Origin of the sequence: Chitinophaga terrae (ex Kim and Jung 2007) (assembly GCF_900107795.1) — a bacterium.
GTDB lineage: Bacteria > Bacteroidota > Bacteroidia > Chitinophagales > Chitinophagaceae > Chitinophaga > Chitinophaga terrae.
In genome coordinates, this window is the sequence record NZ_FNRL01000018.1 from 1 (window position 1) to 15,587 (window position 15,587).

General features: G+C 45.5%; 11 protein-coding genes. 6 read left to right on the forward strand and 5 right to left on the reverse strand.

Annotated features, from left to right (window positions below; all coding sequences use genetic code 11):
* A partial coding sequence (locus BLV62_RS18150) for an IS3 family transposase (protein ID WP_139170260.1) occupies positions 1-320 on the forward strand: 320 nt, incomplete at its 5' end.
* A gap of 15 nt (positions 321-335) precedes the next feature.
* Here the strand turns inward: BLV62_RS18150 and BLV62_RS18155 are convergent.
* The gene (locus BLV62_RS18155) at positions 336-1,955 is read right to left on the reverse strand and encodes a hypothetical protein (protein WP_089763391.1); all 1,620 of its coding nucleotides are present in this window, start codon (positions 1,953-1,955) and stop codon (positions 336-338) included.
* 705 nt (positions 1,956-2,660) lie between these two features.
* On the opposite strand from BLV62_RS18155, the gene BLV62_RS18160 reads away from it, so the two are divergent.
* The 4 genes from BLV62_RS18160 (at position 2,661) to BLV62_RS18175 (ending at position 10,139) form a co-directional block, all read left to right on the forward strand.
* On the forward strand, positions 2,661-3,212 hold the full coding sequence (locus BLV62_RS18160; RefSeq protein ID WP_168927897.1) for an RNA polymerase sigma-70 factor: 552 nt from the start codon (positions 2,661-2,663) through the stop codon (positions 3,210-3,212).
* A 124-nt stretch (positions 3,213-3,336) separates the two neighbouring features.
* A complete protein-coding gene (locus BLV62_RS18165) occupies positions 3,337-4,494 on the forward strand; it encodes a FecR family protein (protein WP_089763393.1) in 1,158 nt (385 codons plus the stop codon).
* A 328-nt stretch (positions 4,495-4,822) separates the two neighbouring features.
* Positions 4,823-8,377, forward strand: a complete 3,555-nt coding sequence (locus BLV62_RS18170) for a SusC/RagA family TonB-linked outer membrane protein (RefSeq protein WP_225889630.1) — start codon at positions 4,823-4,825, stop codon at positions 8,375-8,377.
* A 19-nt stretch (positions 8,378-8,396) separates the two neighbouring features.
* Positions 8,397-10,139, forward strand: a complete 1,743-nt coding sequence (locus tag BLV62_RS18175) for a SusD/RagB family nutrient-binding outer membrane lipoprotein (RefSeq protein ID WP_089763394.1) — start codon at positions 8,397-8,399, stop codon at positions 10,137-10,139.
* A gap of 87 nt (positions 10,140-10,226) precedes the next feature.
* On the opposite strand, the gene BLV62_RS18180 is transcribed toward BLV62_RS18175, so the two are convergent.
* Positions 10,227-10,952: an SDR family NAD(P)-dependent oxidoreductase gene (locus BLV62_RS18180; RefSeq protein ID WP_089763395.1), complete on the reverse strand. Its 726-nt coding sequence runs from the start codon at positions 10,950-10,952 to the stop codon at positions 10,227-10,229.
* 192 nt (positions 10,953-11,144) lie between these two features.
* Here BLV62_RS18180 and BLV62_RS18185 point away from each other — a divergent pair, with 192 nt between their 5' ends.
* Positions 11,145-11,888, forward strand: coding sequence for a hypothetical protein (locus tag BLV62_RS18185; RefSeq protein WP_089763396.1), 744 nt, complete (start codon positions 11,145-11,147; stop codon positions 11,886-11,888).
* Between the two features lie 144 nt (positions 11,889-12,032).
* On the opposite strand, the gene BLV62_RS18190 is transcribed toward BLV62_RS18185, so the two are convergent.
* The 3 genes from BLV62_RS18190 to BLV62_RS18200 all read right to left on the reverse strand — a co-directional run bounded on the left by BLV62_RS18190 (position 12,033) and on the right by BLV62_RS18200 (position 15,577).
* Entirely contained in the window at positions 12,033-12,830 is a 798-nt protein-coding gene (locus BLV62_RS18190; RefSeq protein ID WP_139170262.1) for a 5'-nucleotidase, lipoprotein e(P4) family, read from the reverse strand.
* Positions 12,803-14,047, reverse strand: coding sequence for an alkaline phosphatase family protein (locus BLV62_RS18195; RefSeq protein WP_089763398.1), 1,245 nt, complete (start codon positions 14,045-14,047; stop codon positions 12,803-12,805). Before BLV62_RS18195 ends, BLV62_RS18190 begins: the two co-directional genes overlap by 28 nt.
* Positions 14,048-14,122: 75 nt before the next feature.
* Positions 14,123-15,577 carry a SusD/RagB family nutrient-binding outer membrane lipoprotein gene (locus tag BLV62_RS18200; RefSeq protein WP_225889631.1) on the reverse strand — a complete coding sequence of 485 codons (1,455 nt, stop codon included), beginning with the start codon at positions 15,575-15,577 and terminating at the stop codon, positions 14,123-14,125.
* Positions 15,578-15,587: the final 10 nt, after the last annotated feature.

The window sequence follows — 15,587 nt, forward strand, 5'->3', positions numbered from 1 at the left end:
GTCTAATTTTTCATTCGGATCGAGGCGTACAATATGCATGTGAAAAATTTAGTAACACGTTAGATTCCTATAAAATCATAACAAGAAGTATGAGTAGAAAAGGTAATTGCTGGGATAATGCAGTAGCAGAAAGCTTCTTCAAAACGCTAAAATCCGAGCAGATTTACGGCAATAAGTTGATTACCAAGGGTCAGATGAAAGCAGAACTATTCGAATACATAGAAATCTGGTATAATCGAGAACGTCGTCACTCCACATTGGGAAATCTTACAATTGAGCAATTTAATAACAAAGAGCAAAAAATTAAAAAAGCTGCTTAACTAGCACTGCCGATTTTATTTGCAAGTCCACCCCTCATTATAATTCCCATTAACACTATAGTTGAAGTTTCTATATAATTTTTGGCCGGCGTCATCGACTTGCTGAATTTGCTTTATTCTTAATCCGCCGGCTAACCTTATTCTCCCCAGCTCATCTTTATATCTATGCGCTTCATAAATAAACCTTGTACGGCCTCCCGTAGGATATTTTATTTCGGTAAGCATACCTTGCTGCATAGCACTCTCATTTGGCTCCCTATCGCCACCAGGAATAGAAATATCTTTTTGCTCGCCAGGATATGGAAAGTTATTTACCTGAACTGAAGTTGTAATTGAAGGAACCAAAGTAGTATTAGGCGCAGCATTATAGAAACCCCACTTATCCAATGACCTCGTGTCTTTGCTCATAACGCCGTTATATTGAAAACTATATTTTTGAATCTCAGTTGAATATGGTGACGAAATTCTCACTTCGCTAAGCTGCATAGCGGCATATCCGGAAACAGCTTGAATTAACTCTATTTGCTTTACAAGCGTATTTTGATAATTATAAACCCTAATAGACGTCAGACCTGGTCTCCCTCCTTCATTTTTAGTAAAAAGAATATATCCTCCGCTAAAACTAATTTTATTAATGTAAGAATTAAATTGTGTGATTGTTTCAGTTGATCGTTGCGGAAAAGAGTATCCTGTCGGTAACGTTACATTATATACATCAACAAGTTGAAGCTGTTGAGCAGTCAAATCATAGTTATAGTATTTAGGATTCATACCAACATCATCAACTTGAATTAATGGGATTTTATCTGTGCATTGACAGGAGATATTATCCAGCATTACTACTTTATCGGTCATTCTGTAAAATGGCACCTCTGTTATATTATCAGCATACTCAAAACTTATACTTCTGTTAGACAATGGAGAAAAAATGCTTTTAATTTTCCATGCGGTTGGAACCTGGCTTACACTGCTACCATAAGTATGATAGACGTAATCTTTATATTTACTCTCACTACCACCAAAGGAATACTGAAAACCCATTGCGTCAGTTAAGTTTATAACATTGGTATAATCATTAACATTCGGAAGATTTACTTTCACGGGGCTAACTGGTATAAAAACAGGCCTCAATTGGTTATTGGCCGTCCTTTTAAAATATAATCTACCGCTGTTATTTAACAAAGAATAATTAAATTCGTCCAGAGCAATATCCTTCTTCTGTTCAACAACCTGTTGCATCTGAAAATATGATGGTAGCATATCATTGTCAAAATTCCAGTAATATAATTCATCAACACCACCATTGATACTTCTCGAAAGGGATGGGCCTGTATTCAAACTCCACCCATCACCTAACCAGCTACCAGACCTGATATTGGGTTTCAATCCAGATGCATGGTAATTTAAGGTAACCGGCAGTTTTATGTCTCCTTCATTGATTTCGTACAACGGAATACTAATTTGCACCAAGCCATTACTAAGATTTACCGGGTAATTTATATACTTTGTTAGCTCCATAGCCACTGGAGAAGCCGGGATTACTTTGGACAACTGTGTTTGAGCATAAGAAGCATTAGCTGAAAATATAAGGAAGAAGATCATCATCCATCTTCTCATCGGAACATCCGTTGCCATTTTAGGGAATTGTGAGGTACAGGTCATATAATAATTATAGTAGGTCAACTTTTAGGTTACCTGCTTAAAATAAGGTTTATTCTTTCAATCATTGTCAGCTATACAGTCGATCGCTGCTTTTCATTCCACTGTATACGTTATTCAATCAGTTCAGGTCAACACTTGTAGTCACTGCGGTACTTATGTAGCCAAGGCTATGATAATTTAATCAGATACAACATTTTCTAATATAGTAAAAAAATTTTCCGTTTTTCCATATATACTGTTCTCATAAAACTTTCAAACAGCATAACCTACATTAAAAGCCCCCATAAACATTGACCTAACAACTGTACACCCACCAAAAATCTCCTCCTCCTCCCCAATCCATCATCTTATCCAGCCACCTGCCTACCACCAATTCCCAATTTAAACAATTACACCCCCAAGAAACCCCCAAAGCCTGTTAATAATGATAACCAGACAACCAACCAATCCCCAAAAATAAGCGTACAAAAAACACCTTGCTTACGTTTAAAAACTACCACAAAAGCCCATAAAATCATCAAAAAACAGCTCGTCCCTCCTCAAAAAAGAAATTTTTTTCTCATTTCGTTTTTGGTAATACCGAAATGTCTATATTTATCATGTATCAACCAAATAGAGGCAGTTTAGAGTTTTTTCATTTTGAAACATCGAGAGTTAAATAGTGAACGAGATTTACTATTGTTAGTATCGCAAGGCGATGAAACCGCGTTTGCCCGGTTGTTTCATGCCTATCATCAGCGCCTCGGCGCCTTTGTATACGAGCTAACAGGATCAGTGTCTATGGCTGAAGAAATAGTGCAGGAAGTGTTTATCCGTATCTGGGAAAAACGGGATAAACTCAGCCAGGTTAGCAATTTTCACCCTTACCTTTATACCGTTGCCAAGAACTATACGTTCTCTTTCCTTAAAAAACTGGGCCGCGAACTGGCGCATAAACAGGAATGGGAACTCAGCATCTCCCCCGATACCGGCAATCCATATGAAGAAAGCATGGACGCCTGTTACCGCCGCATCATCGACCAGGCTATTGCCGAACTGCCAGCCCAAAGACAACGGGTTTACCTGCTAAGCCGCGACGAAGGTCTGCGGCAGGCGGAAATTGCAGAGCGGATGGCCATCTCCCGGGAAACCGTTAAAAAACATATGGTACTGGCCCTGCGGGCTATCCGCAGCTATGCGCTTACTCACGCCGAAGCCAACCTGCTGCTGCTATTACTGCTGCATAAATAACCATTGACAGTTCCCTTTCTTTTAAATAAGGGAATACCCTGCCTTATCCTAAAAAAAAATTTTTATCCAGTTACCTCTTTTTGTATACTCCTGCTGTCTACCTAGTAAGACACACCTGTAATCAATGGATAACAACAGACTCAAGTACCTGTTAAGCCAATATGCCACGCGTGCGGCCACTCCTGCCGAACTGGAAGAACTGAGGACGTTCCTGGACTCGGAAGACCAGAACGCCCAGCTCGAATGGATAATGGAGGAAGCATGGATACAATCCGCCGAAACAACACAGGAAGTATTCGTCACCCAGTCGGACACTATGCTGACGAATATACTGGCCAGCCGGACGAAAAAACAGCCTTTAATTAAAAGGTTGTATCGCGCTTCCCGGGCTGCAGCGGCGGTGCTGCTGCTGGTATTGGCCGGCGCCGTTGTTCTCCTGAGCCGCCAGTTTAAAAAACCTTCAACTGCTACCGCACAACATACAGTTGTGCTGCCGGGGTCAGAAAAAGCTATTCTCACCCTTGCCAATGGCGAGAAAGTAGAGCTGGACAGCAATATGACAGGACATATCGCGCAGCAGGGACAGGTAAGCCTGCAGGCCAACGGCGGGCAACTGGTCTACAAACCGCTGGCAGCAAGTGAAACGCAGGTAAGTCTGAATACCTTAACCACCCCCAAGGGCGGTCAATACAGCCTGGTATTGCCTGATGGTTCCCGCGTATGGCTTAATGCCGCCTCTTCTCTTCAATACCCCACAGCCTTTACGGGGGCAACCAGGCAGGTTAGCCTCACCGGGGAAGCCTATTTCGAAATACAACCTAACGCCGCCCAGCCGTTTTTCGTAAATACCGGCACAGCAGCGGTAACAGTACTGGGCACGAGTTTCAATATAATGGCCTACAACAATGAGAATAGCATCAAAACAACACTTATTGATGGATCAGTCAGGGTAAAAGGGCCATCCGCCCAACAACTCCTGAAACCAGGACAACAATCACTTATACACGAAAACGGCAACATGGAAGTCATCGACCATGCCGACACGGACCTTGCCATCGCCTGGAAGAATGGATTGATTTCTTTCAGAAGCGCTGATATCCGCACCATCATGCGGCAGGTAGAACGCTGGTATAATATAGAAGTGGTGTTCAAAGGCGATGTGCCTGCACGCACCTTCACCGGTGATATTCCAAGATCCGCCGACCTTTCAGCGCTTTTGCGCCTGCTCGAGATCAGTAAAATTAAATTCAAACTGGAAGCACAAAAGCTAATTGTTATGTAGTAAGACGCGATACATAATTTTCAAGATTCAACCTAAATCAGTATTCAACCTAAATCAAATCGTAAGACATGCACAAAGGTCCCTAGCAGATTTGTGCTGGAACGGCAAAAAAATCCAGGAGCGCTCTCACCCGCCCCTGGTAAAGTTGCCTGAGCCAGTATGACACTTGCGGTATCAAAACTTTTATTTACTCAAACATCCCAAATGTATGAAATATCATCGTCATGCAAGGCCCTCTTATGTGCCGGGGCCACGTTCAACTATGCCAGATCACTTGCCTGCGTATAGTCATTCTGGTGTACATCTCACCCTCAAAAAAAGACTGATCATGCAACTTAAAATAGTCGCCCTGTTGATGACCGTGGCCTGCCTGCAAATCAGCGCAAAGTCAATGTCCCAGCAGATCACGCTATCAAGAAAACATGCCTCACTTGTTACCGTATTGGAAGATATTAAAAAACAATCGGGATATAGTTTTTGGTATGAAGACGTTATGCTGAAAAAAAGCAAACCAGTAGATATCCAGGTGCAAAACGCTACCCTGGAACAAACGCTGGCAACTCTTTTCCATGACCAACCTTTCTCTTACGAAATTATCGGGAAGGTGATCGCCCTTAAGGAAAAGGAGATCGCGCCCCCAAAGCCGGACGCGCCGGCAGCAACCGTAGACCAGGATAAACGCCGGATCACAGGTGTGGTAAAGGATAGTACCGGCGCTCCCATACCTGGTGTAACTTATCTTGTAAAAGGCACTAAAACAGGAGGCGCTACAGATGCCAACGGACGCTTTAGCCTGGAAGTACCGCAGGGTAATGTAGTGCTGGTATTTTCCTCTATCGGGTTTCAATCTACCTCCGTTACCGTAGGAAACAGCAATACCATCACTGTTGTAATGACCGCCGCTTCCAGCGGGTTAAATGAAATGGTTGTAACAGCCCTCGGTATCAAACGCCCTAAAGGTACGCTGGGTTATGCCATCAGTACCATCCAGGGAGAAGAGCTCACCAAAGCCGGAGCTACCATGAACCCTTTCCTGGCGCTCTATGGTAAAGCCGCCGGCGTTGGCGTAAATATGGGCGCCGCCGGCCCGCAGGGAGGTATCAAGATCAACATCCGCGGCGCGGCCAGTATGAACCCCGATCAGAACGTACGCCCGATGTTCGTGGTAGATGGAGTTATCCTCAGCGACCGCAAAACATCTATCGACGGTTCTATCGGCCAGGGCTTCGACTACGGCGCGGGCATCAACGATATCAACCCTTCCGATATCGAATCCATGGTCATTCTTAAAGGCGCTAAAGCCACAGTATTATATGGTAGCGATGCGGCAAACGGCGTGGTGCTGATCACTACCAAGAGTGGCCGCAACAGCACCGGTATGGGAATGACCGGATCTATCCAGTATACTATTGAACAACCAGTATCGTATCTCAAGCTGCAGAACCAATACGGCCTTGGCGACAACATCTACGATACTACCTATGCTACCGTAAACGGTCAGAAGATCAGGACTATTCCTAACAAACGTTTCAGCTTCGGTCCGAAATTCGATGGCGCTGATGTAATGTTCTACGATAGCGCCATGGTGAAAAACACACCGCATACAGATAATTTTCTTTCCCTCTTCCAAAATGGTCATTCTACGACCGGTAACGTAGCCATTTCCGGCAGCAACGAAAAAGGAAGTGTACGCGCTTCTTACACCAATTACTATTACAAAGACATCAATGGAGATAACTCCTGGCAGAAACGAAATACCTTCAGTTTCAACGGTAACATCAAAGCTTCCAACCTTGCCAGCTTTGAAGTGATCTCCAATATTTACAATATTACCAGCATGAACCGCCGTGGTTCCAATGGCGGCTCCGTTGCCTGGGGACTGCCGCTGGATTACGACTACGACCGCATTTTCCCGTTCTATACAGATCAAACCGGGTATAAACGCGACCTGTCCAATGCCGGCGTACCAACAGCCTTTTCCAACCTGGGCTCCTTCATGTGGGACCGTTCTAAAAACCGCCTGAAAGACGATAAAATACATATGATCACCTCTGCAAAGGTGACGTTGAACTTTACGCCGCATCTCTTCCTCGTTGGACAAGCTGGTCTGGACTACGACAATACCAACTATACAACCGAAAGAAGCGTAACCAGGATCCTGCCCAGCGTTGCTGAGGGAGCATTTGGCGTGGCGAAAGAAAATGCTACCGTACAAACTTACCAGGCCCTGTTAAACTACAACCGTTCTTTTGTGCAGGATAAACTGCACCTGTTTGCATACGCGGGCGGCGCTTATCGCCTCCGCTCTTCAGATTACCTGGGAAGCACCACCATTGGCGGGCTTAATTTTGCCGACCTCTATTCGTTCAACAACGAATCCGGTACGCCATCTTCCAGCAACCTTTACCTGATCAGGAATTTTAACCGCGGTAATGATGTGCTTTACAGCTGGCTGGCATCTGCTTCCCTTTCCTGGAAAAGTGAACTTACCCTGGAAATGCAGGGCCGTATGGACTGGAACTCTACCCTGCCTCCGGAAAACAACAAATACTTCTATCCCGGCGTAGCGCTTAACTGGAACTATACCGAACGTTTCACCATTCCTGGCATGAACAGCGGTACCCTCCGTCTCTCCTGGGCCGACGTAGGTAACGGTACCAACAGGTATTTTGCCAACAACCTTTATAGCTTCACCAGGTTGCCAAACACTACTGCCCTGGCTATTACTCCGCCCGAAGCAATTCTGCCCGGCGCCCTGAAACCGGAAAGAAAAAGAGAATTCGAAATCGGTATCAACAACTCTTTCTTCAAAGAAAACCGTTTGACCATCGACTTCTCTGCGTATACCAATCACCGTTATAACCAGATCTTCAACCTGCCTATCTCTTCTGCCTCCAGCTCCAAAGGGCTTAAGATCAATGTGGGAGATGTTAAAGCATGGGGCTTTGAACTGGGACTTACCGGTACTCCACTTATCGGCAAGAACTACAGGTGGGATATCACCCTCAATGCAGCCAGCCAGGGATCTAAAGTAATGAAACTGTACCCGGGTGTTACCAACAACCCGATCTCTAATCTCATTAACGGTTCTGCCGCTTCGGTACATGCCGACGAAGGCCGCCCGTATGGCGAAATCGTGATGTATGATTATCTCCGCGACGACGCAGGGAACAAGATCGTAGGTTCTAACGGCATGTATTCGCTGAACAACCAGAAAACTGTCGTAGCAGGTAATGTAATGCCTAAAATATATGGCGGTATTATCTCCGATTTCAGTTATAAAAACTTCAACTTCCGCGTGAGTCTTGATTACAAATCAGGCGGTACTATCTTCTCTTATACCAACAACCGTCTTACAGGAGTTGGAGAACTGGAAAGCACGCTTGAGTACAGGGACGAAGCACACGGAGGTTTGGCCTACTACTACAACTCCGATGGCGCTATGGTGCCATGGCAGCATAATCAGCCTGCCCCTGCCGCATCCCGCGATGGCCGCGTTTACCACGATGGTCTGATCCTCCCTGGCGTGATGCTGGACAACAATGGCAAATATGTACCGAACACCCAGATGACCAATGCCAGCACTTATTACCAGAGCTATGCAAACGACCTGGCTACTTCTTTCCCGCCAGATCGCTTGTATAAGAACAACTACATCAAAGTAAGGGAAGTAGCGATTTCGTACGAAATTCCCCGCGAGTTGGTAAAACGAATGAAACTGCAAAGGCTTTCAGTAACTGCAGCGGCACGTAACCTGTTCTATCTTTATAAATCCATTCCGAACATCGATCCGGAAGGCGCGCTGGGAGCAGATACTTACGTGGAAAACACCATCTATCCAACACTGCGTACTTTCTCACTTGGGCTGAACGTAGCATTCTAAACGCACAAAAAACGACAACATGAAAAAATCATACTTGTACATAGCCATGATGGCCCTCTCAGCCACTTTCACCGCCTGTAAGAAAGATGTGGAGAAGAGATTCTATGACCCGGATAAACTGAACGCCACGGTTACTGACGTGATACCGGGTTTATTCACTCAATTGCTTACTACCAATAAAATATTTGTCCAGGACTATGGAGAATGGTATTACCTGCTCAATGGCGGAACAGGTATAACCGGTTACGAACAGGTTGCACAACGGTATATCTCTTACCGCTATGATTGGTTCAGCAGCTACAACGACCTGGTAAGCGGCAATGGGTTCGATGATTTCGCTATATCCGGTCAGGGATTTTTTGAAAGCAGCTACACCAGGCTGAAAAATTACGAAACCATTAAAGACTCTGTGGACCTGAGAACCGGTCAACTGAAGTCAGATGGCGATGTATACCTGAAGCTGGCGACTTTCATTAAATTGTATCAATGCGGCAAACTGGTAGACTTTTTCAATTCCATCCCGTATTTCGACGCCTTCCAGGGAACCAAGGGCGGACCTCAATACCTCTTCCCTAAATACGATGATCCGAAACAGGTCTATCAATCCATCATTGCCGACCTGGGAACGCTTGTCAATACTTTGCCAACGGCATTTGCACAGATGTCTGATCCTGCCAAGATCATTTTCCAGCAACAGGATTATGCGTTCAAAGGAGACATCAGTAAATGGGTGGCATTCATCAACTTCACCCGCCTGAAAATGCTGGTGCGTATTGCAGGTGTAGAAGAAGCTTATGCCAAACCCCTGATACAGGAAACACTATCCAAACCACTGCCTGCCACCGATCTTACCTGGGGTATGTGGTATAAGATAGATGTATTGAGCGGCGGTACCTGGCAACGTGGTTTGTATGAAAATACCTACGCCTCATTCATTCCTAACATCATCATGAAACGGTTGAACTACGGCGATTCTACCTACCAGCGCGGTATCGATGATCCACGCCTGCCAGTGATTGCCATGCCAACTAAATTCAGGGATTATCGCGGCGTTTCTGCTAACATCGAGGAGCAGGAAGCGCTATATAACAGCGGCCAGAGATACTATCCGTATGCCGACAACCTCGCTTCTTCCCTTGCTCAAAATGCGAAATCAACTTACAGCCATATTACTTTGCACCGCAACGAAAATATGCCTGTATACATGGTGACCAGAGGAGAAGTAGACCTGCTGCTGGCAGAGATTGCGCTGAAAGGCCTCGGTAATACCGGTAAAGACGCCGGAGATCATATCAAGGACGAAGTAGTACATTCCACTGATTTCTGGTATTCGATCAACCAGCTCAGTACCTACGGACGTGGAACTGCCGATTCCCTGTTATATCCTACCAAACCGGGAGGCGATACCGTTGAAACATGGGGCAACAAGATCAAAGCCAAATTCCTGGCTGCGCCTACGCTTGATGACAAGATGGAGATCCTGATGCAACAAAAGTATATTCACCTGAACCTGTTGCAGCCTTATGAATTGTGGGCAGAGTTAAGAAGAACAAGGCATCCTAAACTGGAACCATTCACCTGGCACGCCAATGTATGGAAGCCTATGCCGGAAAGAGTGCATTATCCAACTGTTGAATTGACCAACAACCCGGATAACTTCTCGAAAGTAGCGAATGAAAACAATACTACTTCGCCTATTTTCTGGGTGCCTGCGGATAAACGCGGGGTGCTTCCGTACTGGAATAATTACAATTATGAATAAGCAGTGATCAATGAATAATTTCCCGTAGCAAGAAGGCGCCTCATTCATTTTGAGGCGTCTTCTTTTTTTATAGCAGTTCGTTATGTTCTAACGGGGAAACAATACCCCGGTAATTTCTTTGCAATAATCCAATAACTTTTCCTGCTTTGCCACATCATCCGCTTCAGGATTGTAACGTCTTTGCTGCTGATGAAAAAAATAACGGCCACTTACCAGGGCTTTAGGGTCGTTGCTCCCCGCCAGCCATACCTGCGTTTCATATCCTTCCTGCAAATCGTCGGGCGCTCCTTTCCCTCCCATTTTCGTTGGCACCCAGCCGGGATCAACGGAGTTGGAATAAACATCCGTCCAGATCCTGGATGCGGCCATAGACAGCATGAGAACATATAACTTGGAATCGGAGTAACTCAGGCGACTTATATCAGCAGCGGAACTCAGCCTTCCCTGGAGATGCATCCCGGAACTCAGGTAGATGAGCCGCCTGGGTTTCCTGATTAATGATGTAAGTATATAAGGCGCCAGTACATTGACATGCAGCAATTGTTTTGCTGAGGTGTTATATACTCCTGCATTGTGTATGATCGCATCAAACTGCCCCAGTTCATTTACCTGTTCAGCAAGTTTTTGGGTTTCTTCAATATCAGAGAGGTCAGCGGCCAGGATATTGGCTGCGCCTTTTACTTTATCGGCTACACTGCTTTTTCTTTGTTCGTTACGGGCATGAAGCACAACCTGGTGCCCTTTTTCTATCAATGCCTGGGCGGCTAGTAAGCCTAATCCGTCTGCTGAGCCGGTAATAAAAATTCTTGCCATTTGGTTATGGTTTTGGGAGGCTTTTTCAACTATTATAATTTCAATTATTAAAGATAGGTAGATATAGCCAAATCGTTGATGTTCACATAAGTTGAAAACAATGCGACTTGCGCATGTAAATTCTCCTGTTCCGATAAAAAGAATAAAGCAAAAATCCTATATTTATATAGGTCAGTAAGTCTAAACATTTTTATGGATATCAATAGTGCGATAAAAATACTGGAAGCCCTGGCTGCAGGCTGTTCTCCAACAACGGGTGAAATTATTCCCAATGAAAGCGTTTTAAATGAACGTAATGTAATACGTGCCTTGCAAATTGCTATTGACAACCTCAAAAAAGGGGCGCCAGCTAATGATGGGGGTGTCGGAATCTGCGAAGAAGATATTAACACAGCCATTACGCTTTTCCTGGAGCATGAGAGTACACCCACTGAAAACCGTTTAACCGACTTCTTTATGGGCACTCGTGCATTTAAGACTACGGCATTGGTTTCCCATAGTCTTTACGGAAAATACAGAACACAGTATACCAAGGGTCAACTGCATGATTTCTTTGCTGATTACCTGTCTAAAAGAGGGTATTTACAGCACGGAAAAAATGGTAATGGAAAGAGAACCAATGCCCCCTGGGCGAATATTGATTTTTTCCAAAAGGCAGTTTTCAATAATCTAACGGCAACTGATATAGATATTTTAAAAGAAAAGGTCAATGAATTTGGAGTCACTAAGCAGGATAATCTTGCCGATTACGTCGTAATCGCAAGAAAAAAATATCCAAGAGCATATGAGCCATGGAATGAAGCTGAGAAACAATTGTTAAATGACGCGCTGAAACATACCAACGATGTGGAGTTGCTAACCAGATGTTTTCAAAGAGGCGAAGGCGCTATTATTTCCTTTGGAAAAAAATTGATATATGAAAGACAAAGCAGCTAATCGTGGATGCTTATTGATCTAGGTTTTCTTCCGGAGGTTTATAATCTGGGAAACAGGCTATAAACCGCCGGAAGACTACGCAAACCACAACCCCTGCACCATGGTCTGGCAATTAGTAGAAGAATTGTTTGAATTGCAATAAACCTACATCTTCAACTCCCCATTCAATATCACATTCCTATCTTCCTTCCTATCCTTATACAACACATCTTCCCAGGCGCCATACATGGCATTCGGCAACACAATGAACCGATCGCCGAACCTGGTTTTATTGCTATCTACCTGTTGGCCACGGTCTGCAGCCGCAAAAATACCGCTAAAGTCGCCAAGGTTATCGCCGATCCATAGAACAACTTCGTAATTATTGGCAATAAACGCCCGCCGGCTGTCCTTAGACGAGTTGCCGTCAGACAGGAACAGGTGCGCCGAGTCAACATCCGGCAAGTTGAATTTGCGCAGGTTGGCCAGGGTAGCAGCAGTTTCAGGCTGGAAGCGATTGGTCACATAAAATACGGTAACTCCCAGCTCCTTTGCATGACGCAGGAACTGCACGGCGCCCGGCACCGTGTCGCACTGCTTTTTGGCAGTCCACCGAATCCAGGAACTATCATCATAGGTTTTACCCGCACGTGCCTGCGCCACAAAATAAGGGCTGTTATCCAGCACCGTTTCATCTATATCCGTGATGATCGCCTTTGGCAACGCGGATGGCAACTGCGCCAGGGCATCCAGCCGCAAGGTGGCCAGGTTATAGGCCTGGTAACATAAAGCGCGGTATTCCGCTGCCCGTTGCTGGAATAATGCACCCCATGCAGGGCCGCCGGGCAACAAAGCCAGATCTTTCCCGCCGGAGGAAGGGCGACAGGCGCCTAACAACAGCGCCGGTACCGCCCAGGCAAATAGTTTATACATCCTCATTTCTTCTCCTCCTTCGTGATCCAATGGTTTAATGTGTTGTACGGCGCCTCCAATACTATCTTGTAATAGTCGGAAGGATAATTTTGTATATCAATCCAGGCGTGTTGAGACGCCACCGGCACCTCCCCTATTAACTGGTATTGATCCGGCTTGCCCTCCTTGAAATTATTGGTAGTAGTTAGCCAGATCTTTACCTTACCGGTTGGTTCCAACGCTTTCCAGGTAATATCCAGGTGTCCCTGTATCACATTGAAGAGCGGCTGGGAAACTGATACTTTACCAATCAGCGGCGTACCGTCAACTTCCCGCTGCACATCCTGCGGCACACTGATATTCATATAACGGGCGATGGTTGGCATGATGTCTACGATCGCTGGTTTATAGCGGGTAGCATAATCATTCAGTGGTTTGTAGTTCGTTACCATCCAGGTTGTACGCTGGCGGGGCGACTGTCCTCCATGGCCTTTTCCGGTTCTCTCATCCCGCCCATGATCTGTTGTGATCACCAGCAGCCAATCTTCTTTAAATTGTTTCCTGCGGTACTGGATGGCGTCGTACAGCCTGCCTATCTGGGCATCCAGCATTTTAATGGCTGCTTCAAATTCAGGGCTATCGCCGTGCATATGCCCCATATCGTCTGTATATTCCAGGTACACCCACGAGAGATCAGGCGCATTTTTCCTGATAGTGGCAGTAGCTTCGTCCACTACTTTTTCGTCGATGCGGTGCATGAACTGCCGCTCTTTATCATGTTTGAAATTGATGGTATCCAGTTCATAGCCATCGAAATGGTAATCGACCTTCACACTGCCTGCGTGAGGTAATTCATGGCCGATCAGTTTTGTACGGTTATCTTCCCAACTGGAAAAGATAGCCGTTTTCTTATTGGGATACTGGGCTTTAAACAAACGGAAGATATTCTGATAGTTGTAATTCGGCGCTTTGATATCGTTGTCGGGCACATTGTGCTTGTTAACCCAGGTGCCTGTCAGCAGGCTGTTATAGCCTACAGCAGAAATGGTTGGGGTTTCGCTGTACGCATTTTTATCGCCCCCTACATACATGCGCGTATAAGTACCATCATTGATGATCCTTTTGATGTTAGGAAGCTCCAAACGCTCTATTACATCTGCAGGGATACCATCCGCAATTACAAAAACAGTCTTTTTACTACTTTGAGCATAAACGCCTGACTGAAAAGCAAAAAACAGAATCGCTACCGATTTGGTCCATTTATTCATGAATACGATGTTTAAAGCTGCGCTGCCCCGATAATGATGCAGCGCAGCAGATTATTTATTTTTTAGTGCAGGCGGTCAGGGTCTGATCAACCACATCACACCGTTAATATTATCGCCTTCCGGGTACTGGCGGGAAATAGCTTCCAACACGTGATCTTTATTCAACTGCAACTCGCTTTCCGGGTACATCCATCTTTTAGGGATCTTGTGATCATTAAGCATACCTGATCCCGCCACATCAAAAGCGGGGAAACCTGTTCTGCGTTGCTCGTAGAACGGCTGCCAGCCGCTGTTAAAGAAAGATGCAATATACTTCTGCGTGATAACCTGTTGCAAGCCATTGGCAGCAGACAACTTCACGGAAGCCTGCTCCACGTATTTATCAATAGTTGGCTGATCGATATGATAGAACGTCATAGATGCCCTGATGCCCTTTTCATAGAAATCGCTGGCCGAACCGCTGATCCATCCTTTCAACACGCCTTCTGCCAGGATAAACTGCTGCTCCGGGTACCCCAATGCAATACTGGGTTCATTTGTTGGGTTATTATAGAACCGGGGATTGATCTTGGATATTTCTCCCGCTACTGTTCTTGCGTTGTTCTCGTTCACCGGCGCACTTCCTTTTGCTCCGCCATAAGCGTTAAAATCATCAGCCGGTAAGGCGGCGAATTTAGGCGCTTTGTCGGCAAAGCTGAATAAACGCACGTCCTTCAGGTCTTTCAACAGGTTCACAAAACTTTCTTCCATATAATCAGCTGTCTGCAAATCGTTATTGTTGAAATACGGATAACGGTTTCCCTGCAGATCATAGAATTTCAAAACTACGTTATCTTCGTTCCCAGTCAGCAACGGGTAAGTAGTTGGATTGTTGACGATTTCGGCAAAACGCTGCTTCACATCGATCTTCGACTTTCCTTCTTTCAGCGACAAACTCATTAATACCCGTAACGATAAAGCATTGATGGCGCGTTTCCACTGCTGCATCTTGCCGTTGTAAAGGATATCGCCCTGCACATCGGCGGTACCGGCGCCAATCATGTTGTTGGCTGCTTTCAGGTCGTCCAGGATGCCGAGATAAATATCTTCCTGTTTGTCGTAAGCAGGATCGCCCAGGCCATCATCCCCTTTCAATGCATTGCTGTAAGGCACGTCCCCGAAGGTTTGGGTCAGCTGCAGGAAATACCAGGCGCGGAAAAACTTTGCCAGTGGCAGGTACTCCGGCTTGCCCTGTGCAACAGCCGCTTCCTCCATCTTCAATACCTGGCGCAAGCTTCCATAGGTACCGAAACCGGCCCTGTCCCAGCCATAGTACTGGTTCACGTTAGACGCATCTGTGTATACCATCTGGCGGCAGGCTAATGCGGCGCTAATGCTGGTAGACTGAAATGCGTTCTGTATAATGGAATTCAATAACAGATCGGGTGTAGCGATGGTCGACTTGTTAGGATCTACCTGGAATTCGCTGAATTTTTTACATCCCGATTGTATGACAAGGATACTCAGTAATATAAATACGATTTTTTTCATAAACCAGCGC

Coding starts and splice junctions, on each gene's coding strand:
- BLV62_RS18155 (WP_089763391.1), bottom strand. CDS start 1,955: ATGGCAACGGATGTTCCGATGAGAAGATGGATGATGATCTTCTTCCTT.
- BLV62_RS18165 (WP_089763393.1), top strand. CDS start 3,337: ATGGATAACAACAGACTCAAGTACCTGTTAAGCCAATATGCCACGCGT.
- BLV62_RS18170 (WP_225889630.1), top strand. CDS start 4,823: ATGCAACTTAAAATAGTCGCCCTGTTGATGACCGTGGCCTGCCTGCAA.
- BLV62_RS18175 (WP_089763394.1), top strand. CDS start 8,397: ATGAAAAAATCATACTTGTACATAGCCATGATGGCCCTCTCAGCCACT.
- BLV62_RS18180 (WP_089763395.1), bottom strand. CDS start 10,952: ATGGCAAGAATTTTTATTACCGGCTCAGCAGACGGATTAGGCTTACTA.
- BLV62_RS18185 (WP_089763396.1), top strand. CDS start 11,145: ATGGATATCAATAGTGCGATAAAAATACTGGAAGCCCTGGCTGCAGGC.
- BLV62_RS18195 (WP_089763398.1), bottom strand. CDS start 14,047: ATGAATAAATGGACCAAATCGGTAGCGATTCTGTTTTTTGCTTTTCAG.
- BLV62_RS18200 (WP_225889631.1), bottom strand. CDS start 15,577: ATGAAAAAAATCGTATTTATATTACTGAGTATCCTTGTCATACAATCG.